Here is an 18,716-nt window from a genome sequence, read left to right as displayed (position 1 = left end):
GTATGTTTTCAAAACTAATAAACACATCAGTTCCATCAAATTTCTTTATAATTCCACTTGTTGTTTTAGCTGGTTGGTGGTCGTTTTTTTTAGGAATAAACCCTGTAGTCTGGAATAACAGTAAAAGCATTATTTTCTCACAATTACCTCAGGAAATTTTCACATATCCATTTGGAGGATTAATTAATTTAATAACAATAATAATAATCTCATTAACATTAATTCCATTTACAACAAAGTATTTTCATGGAACAACAGGAAACGTTTTACCATCTATAATCTTCATTTCATTTTCTAGTCAGATTCAGTGGATCTCATCTCAGGGCACATCACTTATTGCAATGCTTCTTTTTATTTATATCGTTAGAAATTTATTTGAAGTTTATCATCAAAGCAGAGTGTTTGAGTTGGTTTTTAATGCCGGCTTTTTAACCGGATTATCAGCATTAATATATTTTCCTTCAGTCCTTTTATTGATATTCTGTTGGGCAACTATAGTGTTATTGCGCCCATTTAGTTTCAGAGAATTTTTTACAGTTTTAATTGGTTTTTTATTGCCTTTTATTTTTACACATGCAATCTTTTTATTATTAAATCAAGAACAATCTTTTTTGGATTTTTTTAATAACGTATTTGCACTAACTTATATTAAGTTAAGCGGCATAAAAGAATTTTCTTGGTGGCTGTTTTTGGGACTTTTTTCTTTTTGGGGAATTACAAAAACACTCTTCTCGGGTAGCCTTAAAAAAATTGTGATAAGAAGATATTTCTTTTCATTTCTTATTGCTTTTATTCTATTTGCAGTATTGCTTTTAAGTCCATATTCGGATATGGGATTACTTTCTTTTCTAATAATTCCACTTTCCTTTTTTGTGTCAATTTCAATGGCCTCAATAAGAAAACATTATTATGCTGACTTTTTTATTGTTTTGATCATTGTTATCCAAGTATTATTACAAATTCAGGGGATTTAATATGCTTTAATAATTGTTTTATTAAATTATTTATAACCTAAAAAGGGTTACCAGCCCCTTATTTGATAAAAACATCGCTTTGCAATCTGATTAGAATTGATAAATAATAACTATTAAATCTCATTGAAACCAAGTTAAAACTCGCTTGTAACCGCTAACAATTCTTTATTTTCAGCAATCCAAAGCAATAAACTATTGTTCCGGGGTGGTAATTGTAATTTCTGGCATATTCGTGAACGATAATTCTCAATTGTTTTTTCTGAAAGAAAAAGTAATTCGGCTATTTCTTTTGAAGTTTTATTCTGACTGACAAGTTTAAGAGTTTTTAACTCTGCCTGTGAAAGCGATTTAAGTAATCCAATAATGTCCTTTTTAATTTTATCCTCGTGTAAATATGCAGTATAGTGTTTGTCGAGACCTGGACCAATATATCTTATCCCTTTAAGAACATGGTCAATGCATTCTATTATTTCTTTTGTTGCAAAATCTTTTAACAAGTAACCAAAAGCTCCTAAATGAAAAGCTTTTTTAAGCATCTCACTATCTCTATACATTGTTAATATTACCACTTTTGTAGAAAGCGACTCTTGAATAACACAACTACACAGTTCTAATCCATCCATCTCGGGCATATTAATATCAAGTATTGAAACATCCGGATTTTCTCTTTTTATACCCTCAAGAGCTTCAACTCCATTCTTACATTCAATAATTATAACGTTATTAAAATTTTCTTGCAAAATACTTTTTAACCCACTTCTGAAAATAGGATGATCGTCTGCAATAAGTAATTTCATTGTTCGAATTATTATTGTTTAAATTTAAGTGTTAACCTGAATCCCTTTTCGTTTTTTTCTTCTATTTCAACGTTTCCGTTTATAATCTTTGCCCTTTCCTGAATTGACAAGATACCCATCCCTCCTATATTTCTTTTGTTTTTTAACCCTATTCCGTTATCCATATATGTAAAAACAAATTCATCATTAATTTTTTTAATTGAAGCCTTTAAACCCGATGCACCTGAATGTTTGATCGTATTATTAACACATTCCTGAACTATCCTAAAAATATTTGTTTGTATATCTATGGACAATGAGAGTACCGATTCATCAATATCATAGCTACATTCCAATGTTTTTAATGATTGAAGGTCTTGCATTAAAGAGGCAATAGCTCTAATTAATCCAATTTTTTCAAGATTTGAAGGATATAAATTTCTTGAAATTTCTCTGGTTTGATTAATTACTTTTGCCAATTCATCTTGAATTTCATCAGATTGCAAGTTGTTAATTACTTTTGATTTAATAATTGAGAGAGACTGTCCTATATCATCATGCAAATCCATTGAAATTCTTTTTCGCTCTTGCTCAATATTCATTATTAACAACCGGCTAAATTGCTCTTGTTCTTCTTTTAATTTTCGTAAGTACCTGTTATAATAATATATTACTATTGTTATTAATATTATTATTGCAATACCAATTACAAGCCATTTATTGTTTTTTTCTTTTTGATTACTTATTTCAAGTAACATAGATCTGGTCTTCTCTTTCTCTAATTCTGCTTCCTTTTGTTGAACCTTATAGTTATACTGCAAATCCTCTATAATCTTATTATTCAGATTATTATTTATACTGTCCCTGATTTTTATATAATTTAAATAATTTTCCAGTGACTTTTCGTAATTCTTTTTTATAAATTCTTTCTTATATAACAAATAACAATAATTAGATTTTGCTTCTAGGTTATTTGTTCTTACAATTACCTCGTTTGTAAGTTCTAAATACTTTTCAGCTTCTGTAATATTATTAGTTTCAAAAAGAATTAAAATCTTTCCCATATATGCATGAGACAATTCGTTTAATAAATTATTCTTATTTAGAATTGCAATTGAAGAATCATAGTAACAATTTGCAATATCATACTCTTTGTTGTTAAAAAATGTACTTCCTGTATTAGCATAAATATTTGAAAGTTCTCTGGGTAAATTATTGTTTTTGGTATATATTATTGCTTCATTTAAAACAACCCTTGCTTTGTCCGACTCTTTATTAAGTATTTGAGCCAAGCAAATATTTAGTTTTAAATGATTTGCCAACCTTTTATTATTCCCTTTCTCGGCTAACTTTAAACCAACATAAAAATCTGACAAAGCTTCTTTTATCTGGCCAGAACCAAGTTTTATTAAACCAAGATTATTTTTAAATACGCCCTGATAATATTCAAGTTTTTTTTCTTCAGATAATGACAAACCGCTATAATACAATTCTGCTGCTTTTTTTATTTCATTTTTTGATTCTTTTATTATCCCTAACAAATTATACAATTCAAGAATATTGCTATAATCTTTTTCAAGCTGAGCTATTTCAAGTAGCTGATATAATGCTTTTTCTGATTTTATTTTATTTCCTTTTTCAAATTGCATATATACTAATCTGATTTTTGCCAGATTTATCCAATGTCTTGACTTAGCTAATTCTGCTTCTTTTAGACTTAGCTTAAAATATTCAATTGCTTTTTCTAACCTATGAGTATAAAAAAAATAGCTTCCATAATATAAATGTACTTCAGCTTTTGTTTCATTTAACGAAGATAGTGAAATGGCTTCCTGTCCCTTGCGAAACATCAATGTAGAATCAAAAAAAGAGGCATCCTTTACATCTAATAACAGGTGCTTTATATCTGTTTGCTGTTGCGCAAAGCATAAATTAAAAATTAACACATATAGGAGACAAATTATTAACCTAATTTTCATTTAATTATCTTTTGAAATGGATAGGCTCATAAATTACAAATATTAACTACACAAAATATTAATAATAAAGTTTATAATTATCATTATCCACCTATTATTTTCAACAGTAATATTTAATAAAATTTCATTCCATAATAAACAAAAGGTGCTACCCCTCTTGATTAATCGTTATAATAAATCAATTTTGTACCTGTTTTCATAGTTAAGAAAGTAAGGGTAATTGGTTTAAAATTTCATTTTGGTTTATGAAATTTTAGCGAAGTGAAAATTTTTCTTATTGCACTTCGAATTCTGTTTGTAGGTAAAAAACCGGCTCTCGCCGGTTTTTTTTGATTATAAATCTCATCTAAACTACAATTAAATAATTTAGCAGATTCATTGTATCTTTGCGCATCATGGAACTCTCATTTGATATTATTGTTGTAGGTGCAGGTCATGCCGGTTGCGAAGCCGCTGCTGCTGCCGCAACTCTTGGTTCAAAAACTTTACTCATTACTCACGACATGACAAAAATGGCGCAAATGTCGTGCAACCCAGCAATGGGTGGAATTGCAAAAGGGCAAATTGTTAGAGAAATTGATGCTTTGGGTGGGCTGGCAGGAATTATTAGCGATAAAACAACCATTCAATTCAGAATGTTAAATAGATCTAAAGGACCTGCTATGTGGAGTCCACGAGCACAATGCGATAAAACTCTGTTTACATTTGAATGGAGAAAAGAGCTTGAGTCAATTCAAAATTTAAGTTTCTGGCAAGATGATGCAATTGAATTAATTATTAAAAACAAAAAAGTTTGTGGTGTAAAAACCCGAATGGGAGTTGAATTTTCTGCTGAAGCAATTGTTCTAACAAATGGAACTTTTTTAAACGGATTAATTCATATTGGAAAAGAAAGTGTTTCGGGAGGAAGAATCTCTGAAGCAGCTTCTTTTGGTTTAACTCCACAACTTGTAGAATTAGGTTTTTCTGTTGGAAGAATGAAAACCGGAACACCTGCACGCCTTGATGGAAGAACTATTGATTTTAATAAATTAATAGAACAAAAAGGTGATAAAATTGCCGGGAAATTCAGTTACCTGCCAACAATAAAATCAAACTTAACACAACGCAGTTGTTTCATTGCTCATACAAGTAAAGATGTTCATAATATACTTGAAACTGGTTTTACCGACTCGCCAATGTTTAACGGAACAATTCAAAGTACAGGTCCAAGATATTGCCCAAGTATAGAAACTAAACTTGTAACTTTTAGCGATAAAAATAGTCACCAATTATTTATTGAACCCGAAGGCGAACAAACAGAAGAATATTATATAAACGGATTCTCTAGCAGCCTTCCCTGGGAAGTACAATATTCTGCTTTAAGAAAAATTGAAGGATTAGAAAACGTTAAAATCTTCCGCCCCGGATATGCAATCGAATACGATTATTTTGACCCAACACAATTGCACCCAACATTAGAAACAAAGCTTATCGAAAACCTGTTTTTTGCAGGACAAATAAATGGAACAACAGGATACGAAGAAGCCGGAGCACAAGGATTAATGGCGGCAATAAATGCACATCAAAAAATTAATAATTCCACCTCATTAGTCTTAAATAGAAACGAAGCATACATTGGAGTTTTAATTGACGATCTTGTAACAAAAGGAGTCGACGAACCCTATAGAATGTTTACTTCAAGAGCTGAATATAGAATCTTACTTCGTCAGGATAATGCCGATTCGCGACTCACAAAAATTGGTCTCGATTTAGGATTGGCAACAAAAGACCGTTACGATGTATTACAAAATAAAACGAAATTTACATCTGTAATTTCTACGTTTTTAAAAGACATTTCTGTCGATCCAATTCTTGTAAATCCGATGTTAGAACTTGCCGGAACTTCCACCATAAATCAAAAAATTAAAGCCATAGATTTGCTGGGTCGACCACAAATAAATGTCATAGATTTACTAAAATTCATTCCAGAATTTGCTCCTATTGAACAAGAAATTCCACTCGAATTGAAATCAGAAATTTTAGAAAGCTGCGAAATTGAAATCAAATATAGAGGCTATATCGAAAGGGAAAAACAACTTGCGAACAAACTTTTGAAATTCGAAGAGCTATCTATTCCTGCCGATTTTGAGTACGAAAAACTTTCATCGTTATCAACTGAGGCCAGACAAAAATTAGCTAAAATTCAACCCAAAACAATTGGACAAGCATTAAGAATTCCCGGCGTATCTCCGTCGGATATAAATATACTTTTAGTATTTCTTGGCAGATAAAAAATGTCGAGTTTCACGTGAAACAAAAATAAATGAATACAATTAAAGGAAATATAGTTGACGTTGTAAACAAAGAAATTTACAAAGGAGAAATCTTTTTTACAGATGTAATCGAAAAAATCGAAAGGAAAAACGTTGAAGAAAATGAGTATATTTTACCTGGTTTTGTTAATGCACATGTACATATAGAAAGCAGTATGCTTTCTCCTTTTGAATTCTCAAAACAAGTAGTAAAACATGGTACTGTTGCGGTAGTTACCGATCCTCACGAAATAGCAAATGTACTTGGAATTGAAGGTGTAAACTATATGATAGAAAATGCTAAAAACGGACCAATAAAAGTATTTTTTGGCGCACCTTCTTGTGTTCCTTCAACAACATTTGAGAGCTCTGGTTCTGTAATTAATTCGAAAGATATTGATGAACTTTTATCAAGAAAGGAGATTTTTTTCCTAAGCGAAATGATGAATTTTCCAGGAGTAATTTTTGGAAATAAAGAAGTACACGCTAAATTAAATGCAGCTAAAAAATATAATAAACCAGTAGACGGTCATGCCCCTGGTTTAAGTAAAATTGACATTCAAAAATATATTTCGAGTGGAATTTCTACCGATCATGAATGCTTCAATATTCAAGAAGCATTAGATAAAATTAACTTTGGAATGAAGGTTCAAATTAGAGAAGGAAGTGCAGCTAAAAATTTCGAAGCTCTATTTCCACTAATAGAATCTCATCCCGAAATGATAATGCTTTGCACCGATGATTCACATCCTGATGATTTATTAAAAGGACATATTAATATTCTTGCAAAAAGAGCATTTGAAAAAAATCTGGATTATTTTAATGTTCTTAGAACTTGTTCATATAATCCGATTAAACATTATAATTTACCTGTTGGACTTTTACAAAAAGGAGACGCTGCAGATTTCATAATTTGCACTGATAAATATGCTTCAAATATTTCAGCGGTATATATTAATGGTAAGGAAAAATTGTCTGAAAATTATAATCAATTTTCTTCTCCTTCTCCAAATAATTTTAAAGCAACTTCAATTGCTGAAAAAGATATTTCTTTTAAAAATATTGGTAAATTTTGCAATATAATTTCTGTAATTGATGGAGAACTTATAACCCAAAAAGAGAAATTAAATTACTCTGAAGTTTTTAATAATGATAATACCTTTAAGTTTGGATTTAATAAAATAGTTGTAATAAATCGTTACGAAATAAATGCAACTCCAGTAATTGGAATAGTAAAAAACTTTAACATAAAAAATGGAGCAATTGCAAGTACAATTGCACACGATAGTCATAATATAATTTCGATTGGCGATTCTGATTTTGAAATTGCAAAAGCAATAAATTTGGTTATCGAATCAAAAGGTGGAATTTCTGCTTGCAATAAAAATAATTCAGAAATATTACCTCTTGAAATTGCAGGAATCATGACATCAAAAAATGCAGAATGGGTTGCCGAAAAATATAAAGCAATTTCTGATTTTGCAAAAAAAGAACTTTGCACAAATTTACATGCACCATTTATGACAATGTCATTTTTGGCACTGCTTGTAATTCCGGAATTGAAAATTGGAGACAAGGGACTTTTTGATATTAGAACCTTGGAATTTGTCCATCTTTTTGAAAATTGATAGTTTCACGTGGAACGCATAAAAGAAAATATTTCGTCAATTGTTCAGAATTTACCTTCTAAGCCGGGAGTATATAAATTCATAAATAAGGACGAAAAAATAATTTATGTAGGAAAAGCAAAAAATTTAAAGAAAAGAGTAAACTCATATTTTTCGAAAATTCATTCTGACGCAAAAACCAGAATTCTTGTATCAAAAATATATAAAATTGATTATGTGGTTGTTAACTCCGAGTCCGATGCCTTACTACTTGAGAATAACCTGATTAAGGAGCTTCAACCAAAATATAACATTTTATTAAAAGATGATAAAACATATCCCTGGATTTGTATAACAAATGAACAATTTCCAAAATTGTTTAAAACCCGAACTAAAATTAATAATGGCTCTTTATATTTTGGCCCATATTCATCCGGGTATTTATTGAAAGTTTTATTAGAACTAATTAAACAGCTATATCAATTAAGAAACTGTCATTTAAGCTTAACGGAAGAAAGTATAACAAATAACAAATTTAAGTCTTGTTTAGAATTTCAAATCGGTAATTGTCTGGCCCCTTGCATTGGCTTACAAAGCAAAACTAAGTATAATGAGAGTATTCAACAGATTATAAAAATATTAAAAGGCGATGTTGCTGAGCTAACTAACAGCTTAAAACAAAACATGGCTATGTTAGCTTCAAATCTTAAGTTTGAAGAAGCTCAGGAACTTAAAAACAAATTGCAGATATTAGAAACCTTTCAGAGTAAATCGGTTGTTGTTAGCCCAACCATCAGCAATGTAGATGTTTTCTCAATAATTAATGATGAAGATGCTGCTTTTGTAAATTATTTGCGTATTGTTAACGGTGCAATAATTCAGACTCATAACATCGTTCTAAAGAAATATCTCGACGAATCAGAATCAGATCTGCTATTATCAGCTATTCAAAATCTAAGAGAGATGTTTGAATCTACTTCAAAAGAAATTATTGTACCCTTTAAACCTGAATTTGAGGTAGAAAATGTTAAAACTATAGTACCTCAACGAGGTGATAATTTAAGGCTTTTGGAACTTTCGCAAAAAAACGTGAAACTTTTCCGCCATGATATGCAAATGAACAAATTAAAAGCAAATTATGGAAAAGTAAATGTTCGCTTGCTTGATGAAATAAAAACAGCATTACAACTTCCCGAGTTACCTGTTCATATTGAATGTTTTGACAACTCAAATATTCAAGGTGAATTTCCAGTTGCATCATGCGTTGTGTTTATTAACGCAAAACCTAGTAAAAAAGATTATCGTCATTTTAACATAAAAACAGTAGTTGGGCCTGATGATTTTGCTTCGATGGAAGAAATCATTGAGAGGCGATATAAGCGTTTTTTGGACGAGAATCAACACTTACCCCAGCTCATAATAGTTGATGGCGGAAAAGGGCAGCTGAGTGCCGCATTATCGTCTTTAAATAAATTAGGAATTGCTGATAAAATAAGTTTGATTTCCATTGCTAAAAAACTTGAAGAAATTTTTAAACCTAATGATTCAGTACCTCTTTATCTAGATAAACGTTCAGAAGTTCTTAAACTCATTCAACGAATGAGAGATGAGGCTCACAGATTTGGAATAACATTTCACAGAAATAAACGCTCAAAGGCATTTATAAAAACAGAATTAGAAGAAATTGATGGCATTGGTGATAAAACAATTGAACTACTTTTAAAAGAATTTAAAAGTCTTGAAAACATTAAAATGGCAACAGAAGAATCTATTGAGAATGTTGTTGGAAAAGCAAAAACTGCTATATTGTTGAGCTACTTAAATCAGCCAAAGGAAAAGTCCTAATTTAACGTGAGTTCGAAATAAAATAATAGAATACAAAGTTTTGTTATATTGAGTGAATTTTCGAAGAAAATTTGTATCGAAATGAACAAAACGACTAGTTTTCGATACGAAATTCTTTCAGAATTTCACTCTTCGCCGCGGCGAACTAACATCGTTTTCTTATTTTGAACTCACGTTAATTTAAAAAAATAAAAAAGAGGGTATTTAACCCTCCATTTTACTAAAATCTTCCTCTTAACGTGGCTATAAAGTTTCGTCCCGGTGACCCAATCCCAGAAGCAAATACACGATAGTTGTGATCAAGAATGTTTTCCAAAGCAAGCTGTAACTGAACATATTTGTTAATTTGCCATGCAGTTCTTATGTTCAAAGTATACCATGCCGGCGTATAACCATCAACAGGATTTGCAGAATACATAACATTATCCTCACCAATAAGATTATAATTTTTAGATAGTTTGGCTCCATTGTAAACTACAAAAAACTCACCTCTGAATTTTTTAATCTGAAGATTAAATGAAGTTTTTCCAAATACAGGTGGAATATGATCCAAAGGATAATCAGTTGTATCGGTTCTTATTCTTCCATATGTATAATTTATAGAAGATATAATTGAAAAATCATCAGTAATATCTGCAGAAAGACTTCCACTTAACCCACAAATATATGCTTCTGCTTTGTTTACCAATGTTGTTACACGACTCATTTGTCCTTCATACAAAATAGAATCTTTTCCATCGTAGGTTGAATAATCTGTTGTTACTATGTTATTGTATATTGTATAATAGCCAATAAGCTCTGTTTTAACTTTCTTATTAAATATTTTAGATAATCCCAGTTCGGCATTATAAGTATATTCTGGTTTCAAATTTGGGTTTGGAACAATTAAATCACCTGCTGCCGAACTAAATACTTTTGTCATATCATCAAGATTTGGAGCCCTGTATCCTGATGAACCATTCATTGCAATTCTCCAGTCATTGCAGAAAGTCCATGCAATTCCTATTTTTCCATTAAATGCACCAGAGTTAACCGTAACATCCTTAAAAGGAAAATTAAAAAAGGTTGTATCAATAAATTTAGAGTTTAAGCTAATGTTGCTGTAACGAATTCCGTCGGAAAGAATTAATCTTGGACTAAATTCCCATGAGTGAGTGACATATGCTGCAATAGTCTGCATAGTTGAACCACCATCAGGATAACGGGTATCTAACGGATCTGATAACCCTGTTAAAATATTCTCAACATTTGCTAATGAGGTTACTTTATTAAAGTTTTCTTCTATTCCGTAACGTATCTCCTGCTTTTTAATTTTCTTTCCAAAATCTGCATTTAAAGAGTATATTTTAACGTTTTCACTTCTGTGATTTAATTTAGTACTATTAAATTTTCTGTCATTACGACTTTCCGTAATGTCCTGATAAGCTAAAATTATTCTCCCCTCATTATAAAAACCTTTATCAGCTTTTAAATTCAAGCTATATGAAGCTAGCAATCTGTTTTGCGGACCATAATACCATTGAGCATATTTTAATGTGCCGCCCGAACTTATTTCTGTTAGCCTATCATAGCGGGGTATATCAGAAGTAGTTGAAAACTGAATATTTAAAACATGTGAAATTTTTTCACTTTGCTGGAAAATTATTTTCTCCATAAAATCACGCTGTTTATATGCAGTTTGTTTTTGAAGATTGGCATCAGAATTTTTAACCATACTATCAGTACCGTTAATTCTAATTGCATAATACTCTCTCTTTCCCCAATTTCCATAATATGGGTTTCGAATATTACCTTGATGAAGATCGCCAAAATCAGAAATTGTAACACTAGTCAGAAATCCGACTTTTTTTAAAGCAATATTAAAATCAATATGCTCTGTTTTTTCATTGTATGCCGTTGAATAACGTGAATATACATTAGCTTTAACAAGCGAAGAATCTCCATCATGCTTAATAATCGGAATTTTAGTATAAAAATGCATTACACCACCCAGAGCATCACTTCCATAAACAACAGAACCTGGTCCAAAAACTATTTCAGTTTTCTCTAAAATTGAATTGTCCAATGATATTACATTTTGCAAATGACCTGAACGATAAATAGCATTATTCATTCTAACACCATCCACAACCATTAAAAGCTTATTAGCTTCAAATCCACGCATAATAGGACTACCGCCTCCCATCTGACTTTTTTGAACAAGTACTTCACCCGTGCCCTGCATAACTTCTGCCATAGTCTGCTGATTCATCATTTCCAATTCTTTAACTTTTATAACCCTTATTTGGTGGGGTACATCTGATTTTTTTTCGTTAAACCTACTGGCAGAAACAACTACTTCATCCATTGAATAGGTTTTTTCAGATAAAGCTACTTTAAACTTCATCTTTTGTATCTGACTGTAGGACAGCACTCTTTCGGCATACCCAACATAACGGAAATAAATTGTATCCTCATTCTTAAAAGCAGAAATATCCATCTGTCCTTTAGAATTTGTTGTTAGCCCCATTGCTTTTTCTTTTCCATAAACATGAACATCGCTAAGTAATTGAAGGGTTGATTTGTCAATTACAGTAACAATTTGAGAAAAAGCTTGAAAAACAAAAAACAATAATGCAAATAACACTATGATTTTTTTCATAATTATCAAATTAATTAATATTAAATATTTGCCAAAAGCATAAATACTTACCAAGTATAATATTAATTAACTGTGCTTTGGAGGAGGTAACTTAACTTCAATATTAGGAGACAAACAGTTTATATTATAATAATTTTCTGTTTTGCACCGTGTTATAGTATTGTGTATGATAATATTTAATGATTGGAAAAAATAATTTAAAATAACTTTGGAAACCCTATGCTTTGCTTTAGAATCTTTATTATCAGAAGAATTATCGTCAATTTGTTTACTGTGCAATTCAAATAGCAATGACTCTCTTTCATCGTCAATGCAATATACTGTAATTGACTCATCTCGATTTTTTACAGTACTTATAACATCATACATTTTTCCATTTAACCTGAATTCCTTACTTTCTTCCCAAACTAAATTTGCATATTCCTCTTTGTTAAACATTAAGATTGTTAATTCATTAGTTGGAACGTTGTTATTTATTCTGTTTTTAATCTCCGCCTTTGCTAAGGTTTTCATGTAAACAAAGACAGGATAGTACAAACAAAAATTGAAAAAGAAAAAAAGGATAAAGAAATATGAGAAAATCTTTTTCAAAACTATATTGATTGATATTCAACTCAAATATAATAAAATAAAACTAAACAATATAAAATCCTAAATAATTAAACTATTTCAAATATTTTTTTATAATCTCTTCGCCCGGATTATAATAACCATGATAAATTTTTGGAAATTCTTTTTTTACACTTTCTATTACATTTCTCACACCCAATGTTTTACTATTGAACTTATAAGCAGTTTCCTCAATATACCATTCGGGATCAATATTAAAATTTCTCCATTGTATCATACTAATATCGTATTCTTTAAGAAATTTTTGTAACTCTGAATACTCAGCTTCGCAATCTGTAATTCCCGGAAAAACAAAATAATTTATTGATATCCATATATTATATTTTCTGGCAATTTTAATGCTTTCTAAAACATCTTTAAATGAATAATTGCGGGGCTTGTAATATTTGTTATAAACGACTTCACGAACAGAATTCATACTTACTCTAATGCTCTGCAAACCCGCCTTGCACATTTCCTCAATTGCCTTGGGATTACTTGCATTAGTATTTAAATTAATTATTCCTTTTTGAGTTCTTTTTCTGATTTTTAAAACTGCATCTCTTAACGTTTCCCATACTAAAATTGGTTCTCCTTCACAACCCTGACCATAACTAACCACAGGATTTGGCGCAGTTTCTAAATGGTCAACAGCAACATCGGCAATTTCATCAGGTGTTGGGACAAATGTTATACGGTTTTGTGTTGATGAGATTTTATGATCTTTTGGCTGATATGAAATACATCCCAAACATTGTGAATTACAGGTTGGCGATGTTGGTAAAGGTGCTTCCCAACGATTTAAAAAGTAATTTCTTGCTGCCGGACAGAAATATTCTAGTGCGCAATATGATAAATGTTTTACCAACCTGTTTTCAGGTTTTTGTTTTATCATTTTTTTTGAACCTGCAATTACTTTTTTCTGATCAAACTGATCACAATCCTGTCTTATATCAACTTCTATTCTTAATGCAGGAACATAAAATTTATTATTTAGCCAGCCTACTGCAGAAAAAGCAAAAAGAGGTAAACGAGGAGCTCCTTCATTTGTTTTCCATGCCGCATGGTGTGTTACGGTATAGGCGGGTGCTACAAAAGCAGCTACTGCCAATCTTGATTTAAGTACTTCAGTTTGTCCTGTCTTAATGTTATAACCTATTGGATTTCGTCCAGGTAAAAAGAACATATCGCTACCAAACGGTAATTCGATAAAATCTTGTGGACTAAGCTTTATTGGTTCATTTCCCGCTTGTCCCATAACATTATACCTTTTATCTTCAAAAATATTTCCTTTATCGTCACAAACAAGCAAATAAGGAACTTTATCGGGATGATTAATTTTCATTATATAAATTATTAAGAGTCACCCTGAGCGGAGTCGAAGGGTTTTTTATAGAATTCATGTGAAGTCTCATTTTGGCATTTAGAATAAGTTTTAAGCAAATCCCAATTTTCATTTATTAAAGCTTCTTTTTTCTTTCTTGTCCACTTTTTTAAGGTCTTTTCAAGCTCGATAGCCTGATTTGGATCCATATTTTCTGATACCCATTTTAATTTTACAGGTCTTCTTGAAAAAGTAAAAGATTCTTCAACTTCACTATTATTATGCTCTAGCAACCGTCTTTCAATGTTATTTGTTACACCCACATAATAAGATTTATCAGAGCACTCAAGTATATAAACACAAAGTTGACTCATTTAGAACTGCTTTTTTAGTCCCCTTCGACTACGCTCATGGTGACTGTAGCGTAATTTAAGAAACTTTATTTTTTTACTATTTTACTCCAGGCATCTTTTAAACCAACTGTGCGATTTAAAACAATGTTATTTGCTGTAGTATCCTTATCAATATTGAAATATCCTAATCTTTCAAGCTGATAACTCTCGCCAGCTTTTGCATTCTTAACAAATGGCTCAATATATCCTTTTATTACTTTTAAAGAATCAGGGTTTAAATCTGCTTTAAAATCCTGTCCCTCTTCCGGATTTTCGCTTTTAAATAATCTATCATAAAGCCTTACCTCACATTCAACCGCGCTTTGTGCAGATACCCAATGGATAGTTCCTTTAACTTTTCTTCCATCAGTAGTTTTTCCACCTTTTGATTCTTTATCGTAGGTACATTGTATTTCAATAATTTCACCGGTTTCAGGATTCTTAACAACGTTCTCACATTTAATATAAAAAGCATAACGAAGTCGCACTTCTCCACCAGGTCTTAATCTGAAATAATCTTTTGGTGGATTTTCCATAAAATCCTCTTGTTCAATATAAAGTTCTTTAGTAAATGGTATTTTTCGTCCCCCAGATGATGCATCTTCGGGATTATTTATAGCATCAAGTTCTTCAACATAATTATCCGGGAAATTAGTAATAACAACTTTCACAGGGTTTAATACGCCAAGAATACGATTTGCTTTTTTATTTAAATCTTCGCGAACACAAAACTCAAGTAAACTTACATCAATTACATTTTCGCGTTTTGCAACTCCAATCCTTTCGGCAAAATTTCTTAAAGATTCGGGTGTATATCCGCGACGACGCAAACCACATATTGTTGGCATGCGAGGATCGTCCCATCCATTCACGTAATTACTTTTAACGAGTTCTAACAGCTTGCGCTTACTCATTACGGTATAAGTAAGATTTAATCGCGCAAATTCGATTTGGCGAGGTCGTGGCAAAGGTAAACCTATTGACTCAAGAAACCATTCGTAAAGTGGGCGATGAACTTCAAATTCTAATGTACAAATCGAATGTGTAATTCCCTCAATATAATCAGATTGTCCATGTGCAAAATCGTACATTGGATAAATGCACCATTTATTGCCGGTACGATGATGATGAGCTCGTAAAATTCTGTATAAAACAGTGTCGCGCATATGCATGTTTGGCGAAGCAAGATCAATTTTTGCCCTTAAGGTTTTACTCCCATCAGGAAATTCTCCATTTTTCATTCTTTCGAACAAATCAAGATTTTCCTCAACACTACGATTTCTGTAAGGACTCGGTGTTCCTGGAATAGTAGGTGTGCCGCGCATACTTGAAACTTCTTCGGCTGTTAAATCGCAGACATATGCTTTTTCTTTTTTGATTAGCACTACTGCCCAATCGTAAATCTGCTGAAAATAATCTGAAGCATAAAACAACCTGTCTTCCCAGTCGAAACCCAACCAACGAACATCTTCCATTATAGAATCAACGTATTCTACATCTTCTGCAACAGGGTTAGTATCATCAAAACGAAGATTACATTTTCCGTTATAATTCTTTGCTAAACCAAAATTAAGGCAGATAGATTTTGCATGACCAATATGTAAATAACCGTTTGGTTCAGGTGGGAAGCGGGTATGAACTCTAGGAAAAGTATCTCCAACTTTAGCACTCTCAACAATTTCCTCGATAAAATTAAGAGGACGACTTTCTTCAACAGGTAATTTTGATTCAGTATTCATTACAAATATTTTCTTGAAATTTTGTACAAAAATAATCTGATTTAACTAATATTGCTCATTATTTTTAAAAACAAATAACGTTTGTCAATCTGAGCATCCGACGCGACGGACGAAGAATCTATTCTTAGACCTTTTCGATCCGCCGCGGCGGACACTCAGGGGGACAGCTAAACAAGTAATTAATGGGACAAATTATTGTTGAAGGAATGGAGTTTTATGCCTATCACGGGCATTTTAAAGAAGAACAAATTGTAGGAAATAAATTTCTTATTGACTTAATTATCGATACCGATACCTCAAAGCCTGAAAAAACTGACAATTTGGAGGACGCTTTAGATTATTCTGCAATTTATAATGACATAAAAGATGAAATGCAAACAAAATCTTTTTTAGTTGAAAACATTGCTGGCAGGATTATTAATCGATTGTATGATAAATATTCAGCAATAATTAAAATTGATCTTAAAGTTTCTAAACTTAACCCTCCCCTAGGTGGTAAAACAGAAAAGGTAAGTATAAGACTTACAAGAGAAAGGGAGTAGAAATAAGTTCCACATGAAACAATAAAAAATTATTTGTCATTCTGAACGTAGTGAAGAATCTATTTTGATAATCCGAACTAGACTCTTCGCTTTGCTCAGAGTGACAAAAAACTACTTAACCACAATAACCTTTTTAAACTGTGAACCTTGTTTTGTTTCTATTTTAACAATGTACAGACCACCATAAAGATTATCAGTGAGAATTCGAGTTTGATTACCGGTAAATTGTTCCTGCTTTACAAAAACTCCTTCAGCAGTATATATTTTTAGTGTTTTAAAATCGTTATTGTTTTCTAATTTTATATCAAAATAACTGCTTGCAGGGTTTGGAAAAAGACTAAATATATTTTCGATATTAACCTCTGCAATACTTATATAAATTTGGTATTCATATGCGCCAATATCAACAATTGTATCATTAACCCTTGGGTTTCCTGCAATATCAGTTATAAAATATAAACCATTAGTATTTCCTGAATTTATACAAGGTGATGATTCTTTTAATTCCCAATTGGCAGATAATGCATTATAATTTTTACCACTGCCAATTGTAGGTGATTCTAATTGGGGATTCAAATTAATATTATTATTAAATGTTCCCAAAAACGTATTAGTGTTTGTATAAATTGCATTTAATCCACCTTCTAAATCGCAAAATAAAAATGAGGGGTCGTTTAAACTATCTTCAAAACTAACATTTACCGTATCATAAAAACTAACATTATTTCCATTATCTGCGGTATTACCATAAATTATAGAATTTTGAACATAGGGATTAGAATTAAACTCACATTTTATACCTCCACCATCTGTAACGGATTTATTATTACAAATTGTATTATTTATTATTCTTGGAGACGAATTATAACAGAATATTCCACCCCCTCCATCGCTAAACAGACCATATCCATTTATTGATTCATTATTCGCTATTAAATTATTTAAAATTTCAGCATTAGAATTAAAACAACTAATTCCTCCTCCACAATGAGCAACATTATTAAATATTTTATTATTAATAATTGTTGAGTTAGAATTTTCCAATCGTATACCTCCACCGCCAACAATAGCATCAGTGTTATTCCATGAAATAACATTATTACTTATTAACGATCTTGAGTTCATGCTTCTAATTGCACTTCCCTCAAGATTTCCCCATATAAAATTTCCAATTATTGTTAAATCTGAATCGATGAAATAAATGCTGTTTGCTTGCATCAATTTATTATTTAATACTTTTACATTCATACAATTTCTAAATTCCATACAATAGGTTAAAACAGGTGAATATAAATTATTAAAAGTATTATTTTCAATTAGTACAGACGCAGAGGAGCAAAAAATTGACCCCCCACCACGTTGTGCACGATTATTTGAAAAAAAACTATTTCTTATAACACATTTAGAAAAATTAAATATATATATCGCTCCCCCAAAACCATCTTCACATCCCGAAGAATACGCATTACCATTAAGAAACGAACAAAATTCAAACTTAGATGAATCATTTAACGATGATGTGTTATCAAAACGAATACCCCACCATCCAGTAGATATACTTTCTGATGAAACAGTAAAAGTTATACCGTTAGAAATATTTCCCAAAGCCAAAATACGACCATTACAATTTAATTTATAATGCCCCTGAAATTCAACAATTACCCCTGGGCTAATTGTTAATGTCGAACCATTGGGAATGGTAATATTATCATGTATCAAATATGGAGAACCCGATATTGGCCAGTTCCCACTAACATTCCCGCCAAGAATAATAGTTTGAGAATTTGTATTTATATAAATACAAAGCATTAAAACTAGTAGTTTAATATTTTTCATAGCCGTTTGTTTTTATTATAACAAAGCTATACTCGAAGAACTCTTTTTACAATGACGAACTTCCCAACAAGCTTTAACAATATACAAAACGTTGTTTTGAGTTTCCCAACAAATAAAATAAGATTTTGCTCCGCTAGAAATTGTAGCTGGTCGATTCG

Annotated in this window: 13 protein-coding genes; 5 read left to right on the top strand and 8 right to left on the bottom strand. The window is 31.2% G+C overall.

The window, feature by feature from the left end:
• Positions 1-2: 2 nt before the first annotated feature.
• The gene (locus HY951_11070; protein MBI5540591.1) at positions 3-974 is read left to right on the top strand and encodes a hypothetical protein; all 972 of its coding nucleotides are present in this window, start codon (positions 3-5) and stop codon (positions 972-974) included.
• Positions 975-1,108: 134 nt separating this feature from the next.
• On the opposite strand, the gene HY951_11065 is transcribed toward HY951_11070, so the two are convergent.
• Complete coding sequence (locus HY951_11065) at positions 1,109-1,771, bottom strand: response regulator transcription factor (GenBank protein MBI5540590.1); 663 nt, start codon at positions 1,769-1,771, stop codon at positions 1,109-1,111.
• Positions 1,772-1,782: 11 nt separating this feature from the next.
• Positions 1,783-3,729: a sensor histidine kinase gene (locus HY951_11060; protein MBI5540589.1), complete on the bottom strand. Its 1,947-nt coding sequence runs from the start codon at positions 3,727-3,729 to the stop codon at positions 1,783-1,785.
• Between the two features lie 395 nt (positions 3,730-4,124).
• On the opposite strand from HY951_11060, the gene mnmG reads away from it, so the two are divergent.
• Genes mnmG through HY951_11045 form a run of 3 tightly spaced genes read left to right on the top strand, consistent with a single transcriptional unit; the run spans position 4,125 to position 9,475 of the window.
• Positions 4,125-6,002 carry a tRNA uridine-5-carboxymethylaminomethyl(34) synthesis enzyme MnmG gene (gene mnmG, locus HY951_11055; protein ID MBI5540588.1) on the top strand — a complete coding sequence of 626 codons (1,878 nt, stop codon included), beginning with the start codon at positions 4,125-4,127 and terminating at the stop codon, positions 6,000-6,002.
• A gap of 32 nt (positions 6,003-6,034) precedes the next feature.
• Complete coding sequence (gene ade / locus HY951_11050) at positions 6,035-7,651, top strand: adenine deaminase (protein ID MBI5540587.1); 1,617 nt, start codon at positions 6,035-6,037, stop codon at positions 7,649-7,651.
• Between the two features lie 9 nt (positions 7,652-7,660).
• Positions 7,661-9,475 carry an excinuclease ABC subunit C gene (locus HY951_11045; protein ID MBI5540586.1) on the top strand — a complete coding sequence of 605 codons (1,815 nt, stop codon included), beginning with the start codon at positions 7,661-7,663 and terminating at the stop codon, positions 9,473-9,475.
• A 220-nt stretch (positions 9,476-9,695) separates the two neighbouring features.
• On the opposite strand, the gene HY951_11040 is transcribed toward HY951_11045, so the two are convergent.
• The 5 genes from HY951_11040 to HY951_11020 form a co-directional block, all read right to left on the bottom strand.
• On the bottom strand, positions 9,696-12,116 hold the full coding sequence (locus HY951_11040; GenBank protein ID MBI5540585.1) for a TonB-dependent receptor: 2,421 nt from the start codon (positions 12,114-12,116) through the stop codon (positions 9,696-9,698).
• Between the two features lie 66 nt (positions 12,117-12,182).
• Positions 12,183-12,629 (bottom strand): hypothetical protein, encoded by a 447-nt coding sequence (locus HY951_11035; protein MBI5540584.1) that lies wholly within the window; start codon positions 12,627-12,629, stop codon positions 12,183-12,185.
• A 151-nt stretch (positions 12,630-12,780) separates the two neighbouring features.
• Complete coding sequence (locus HY951_11030; protein ID MBI5540583.1) at positions 12,781-14,070, bottom strand: radical SAM protein; 1,290 nt, start codon at positions 14,068-14,070, stop codon at positions 12,781-12,783.
• Between the two features lie 11 nt (positions 14,071-14,081).
• Positions 14,082-14,423 (bottom strand): GIY-YIG nuclease family protein, encoded by a 342-nt coding sequence (locus HY951_11025; GenBank protein MBI5540582.1) that lies wholly within the window; start codon positions 14,421-14,423, stop codon positions 14,082-14,084.
• 65 nt (positions 14,424-14,488) lie between these two features.
• Positions 14,489-16,180 carry a glutamine--tRNA ligase/YqeY domain fusion protein gene (locus tag HY951_11020; protein MBI5540581.1) on the bottom strand — a complete coding sequence of 564 codons (1,692 nt, stop codon included), beginning with the start codon at positions 16,178-16,180 and terminating at the stop codon, positions 14,489-14,491.
• Positions 16,181-16,362: 182 nt separating this feature from the next.
• Between HY951_11020 and folB the strand changes: the two genes are divergently transcribed.
• The gene (gene folB / locus HY951_11015; protein MBI5540580.1) at positions 16,363-16,722 is read left to right on the top strand and encodes a dihydroneopterin aldolase; all 360 of its coding nucleotides are present in this window, start codon (positions 16,363-16,365) and stop codon (positions 16,720-16,722) included.
• 111 nt (positions 16,723-16,833) lie between these two features.
• Here folB and HY951_11010 read toward each other — a convergent pair whose 3' ends face one another.
• Positions 16,834-18,558, bottom strand: coding sequence for a right-handed parallel beta-helix repeat-containing protein (locus tag HY951_11010; protein ID MBI5540579.1), 1,725 nt, complete (start codon positions 18,556-18,558; stop codon positions 16,834-16,836).
• Between the last annotated feature and the right edge of the window lie 158 nt (positions 18,559-18,716).

Source organism: Bacteroidia bacterium (assembly GCA_016218155.1).
GTDB lineage: Bacteria > Bacteroidota > Bacteroidia > Bacteroidales > GWA2-32-17 > GWA2-32-17.
This window is presented reverse-complemented; position numbering and strand designations above follow the sequence as displayed.

Bases quoted from the DNA above. Each gene is read 5' to 3' on its own strand.
- HY951_11070 (MBI5540591.1), top strand. From the start codon at position 3: ATGTTTTCAAAACTAATAAACACATCAGTTCCATCAAATTTCTTTATA.
- HY951_11065 (MBI5540590.1), bottom strand. From the start codon at position 1,771: ATGAAATTACTTATTGCAGACGATCATCCTATTTTCAGAAGTGGGTTA.
- HY951_11060 (MBI5540589.1), bottom strand. From the start codon at position 3,729: ATGAAAATTAGGTTAATAATTTGTCTCCTATATGTGTTAATTTTTAAT.
- mnmG (MBI5540588.1), top strand. From the start codon at position 4,125: ATGGAACTCTCATTTGATATTATTGTTGTAGGTGCAGGTCATGCCGGT.
- ade (MBI5540587.1), top strand. From the start codon at position 6,035: ATGAATACAATTAAAGGAAATATAGTTGACGTTGTAAACAAAGAAATT.
- HY951_11040 (MBI5540585.1), bottom strand. From the start codon at position 12,116: ATGAAAAAAATCATAGTGTTATTTGCATTATTGTTTTTTGTTTTTCAA.
- HY951_11035 (MBI5540584.1), bottom strand. From the start codon at position 12,629: ATGAAAACCTTAGCAAAGGCGGAGATTAAAAACAGAATAAATAACAAC.
- HY951_11030 (MBI5540583.1), bottom strand. From the start codon at position 14,070: ATGAAAATTAATCATCCCGATAAAGTTCCTTATTTGCTTGTTTGTGAC.
- HY951_11025 (MBI5540582.1), bottom strand. From the start codon at position 14,423: ATGAGTCAACTTTGTGTTTATATACTTGAGTGCTCTGATAAATCTTAT.
- HY951_11020 (MBI5540581.1), bottom strand. From the start codon at position 16,180: ATGAATACTGAATCAAAATTACCTGTTGAAGAAAGTCGTCCTCTTAAT.
- folB (MBI5540580.1), top strand. From the start codon at position 16,363: ATGGGACAAATTATTGTTGAAGGAATGGAGTTTTATGCCTATCACGGG.
- HY951_11010 (MBI5540579.1), bottom strand. From the start codon at position 18,558: ATGAAAAATATTAAACTACTAGTTTTAATGCTTTGTATTTATATAAAT.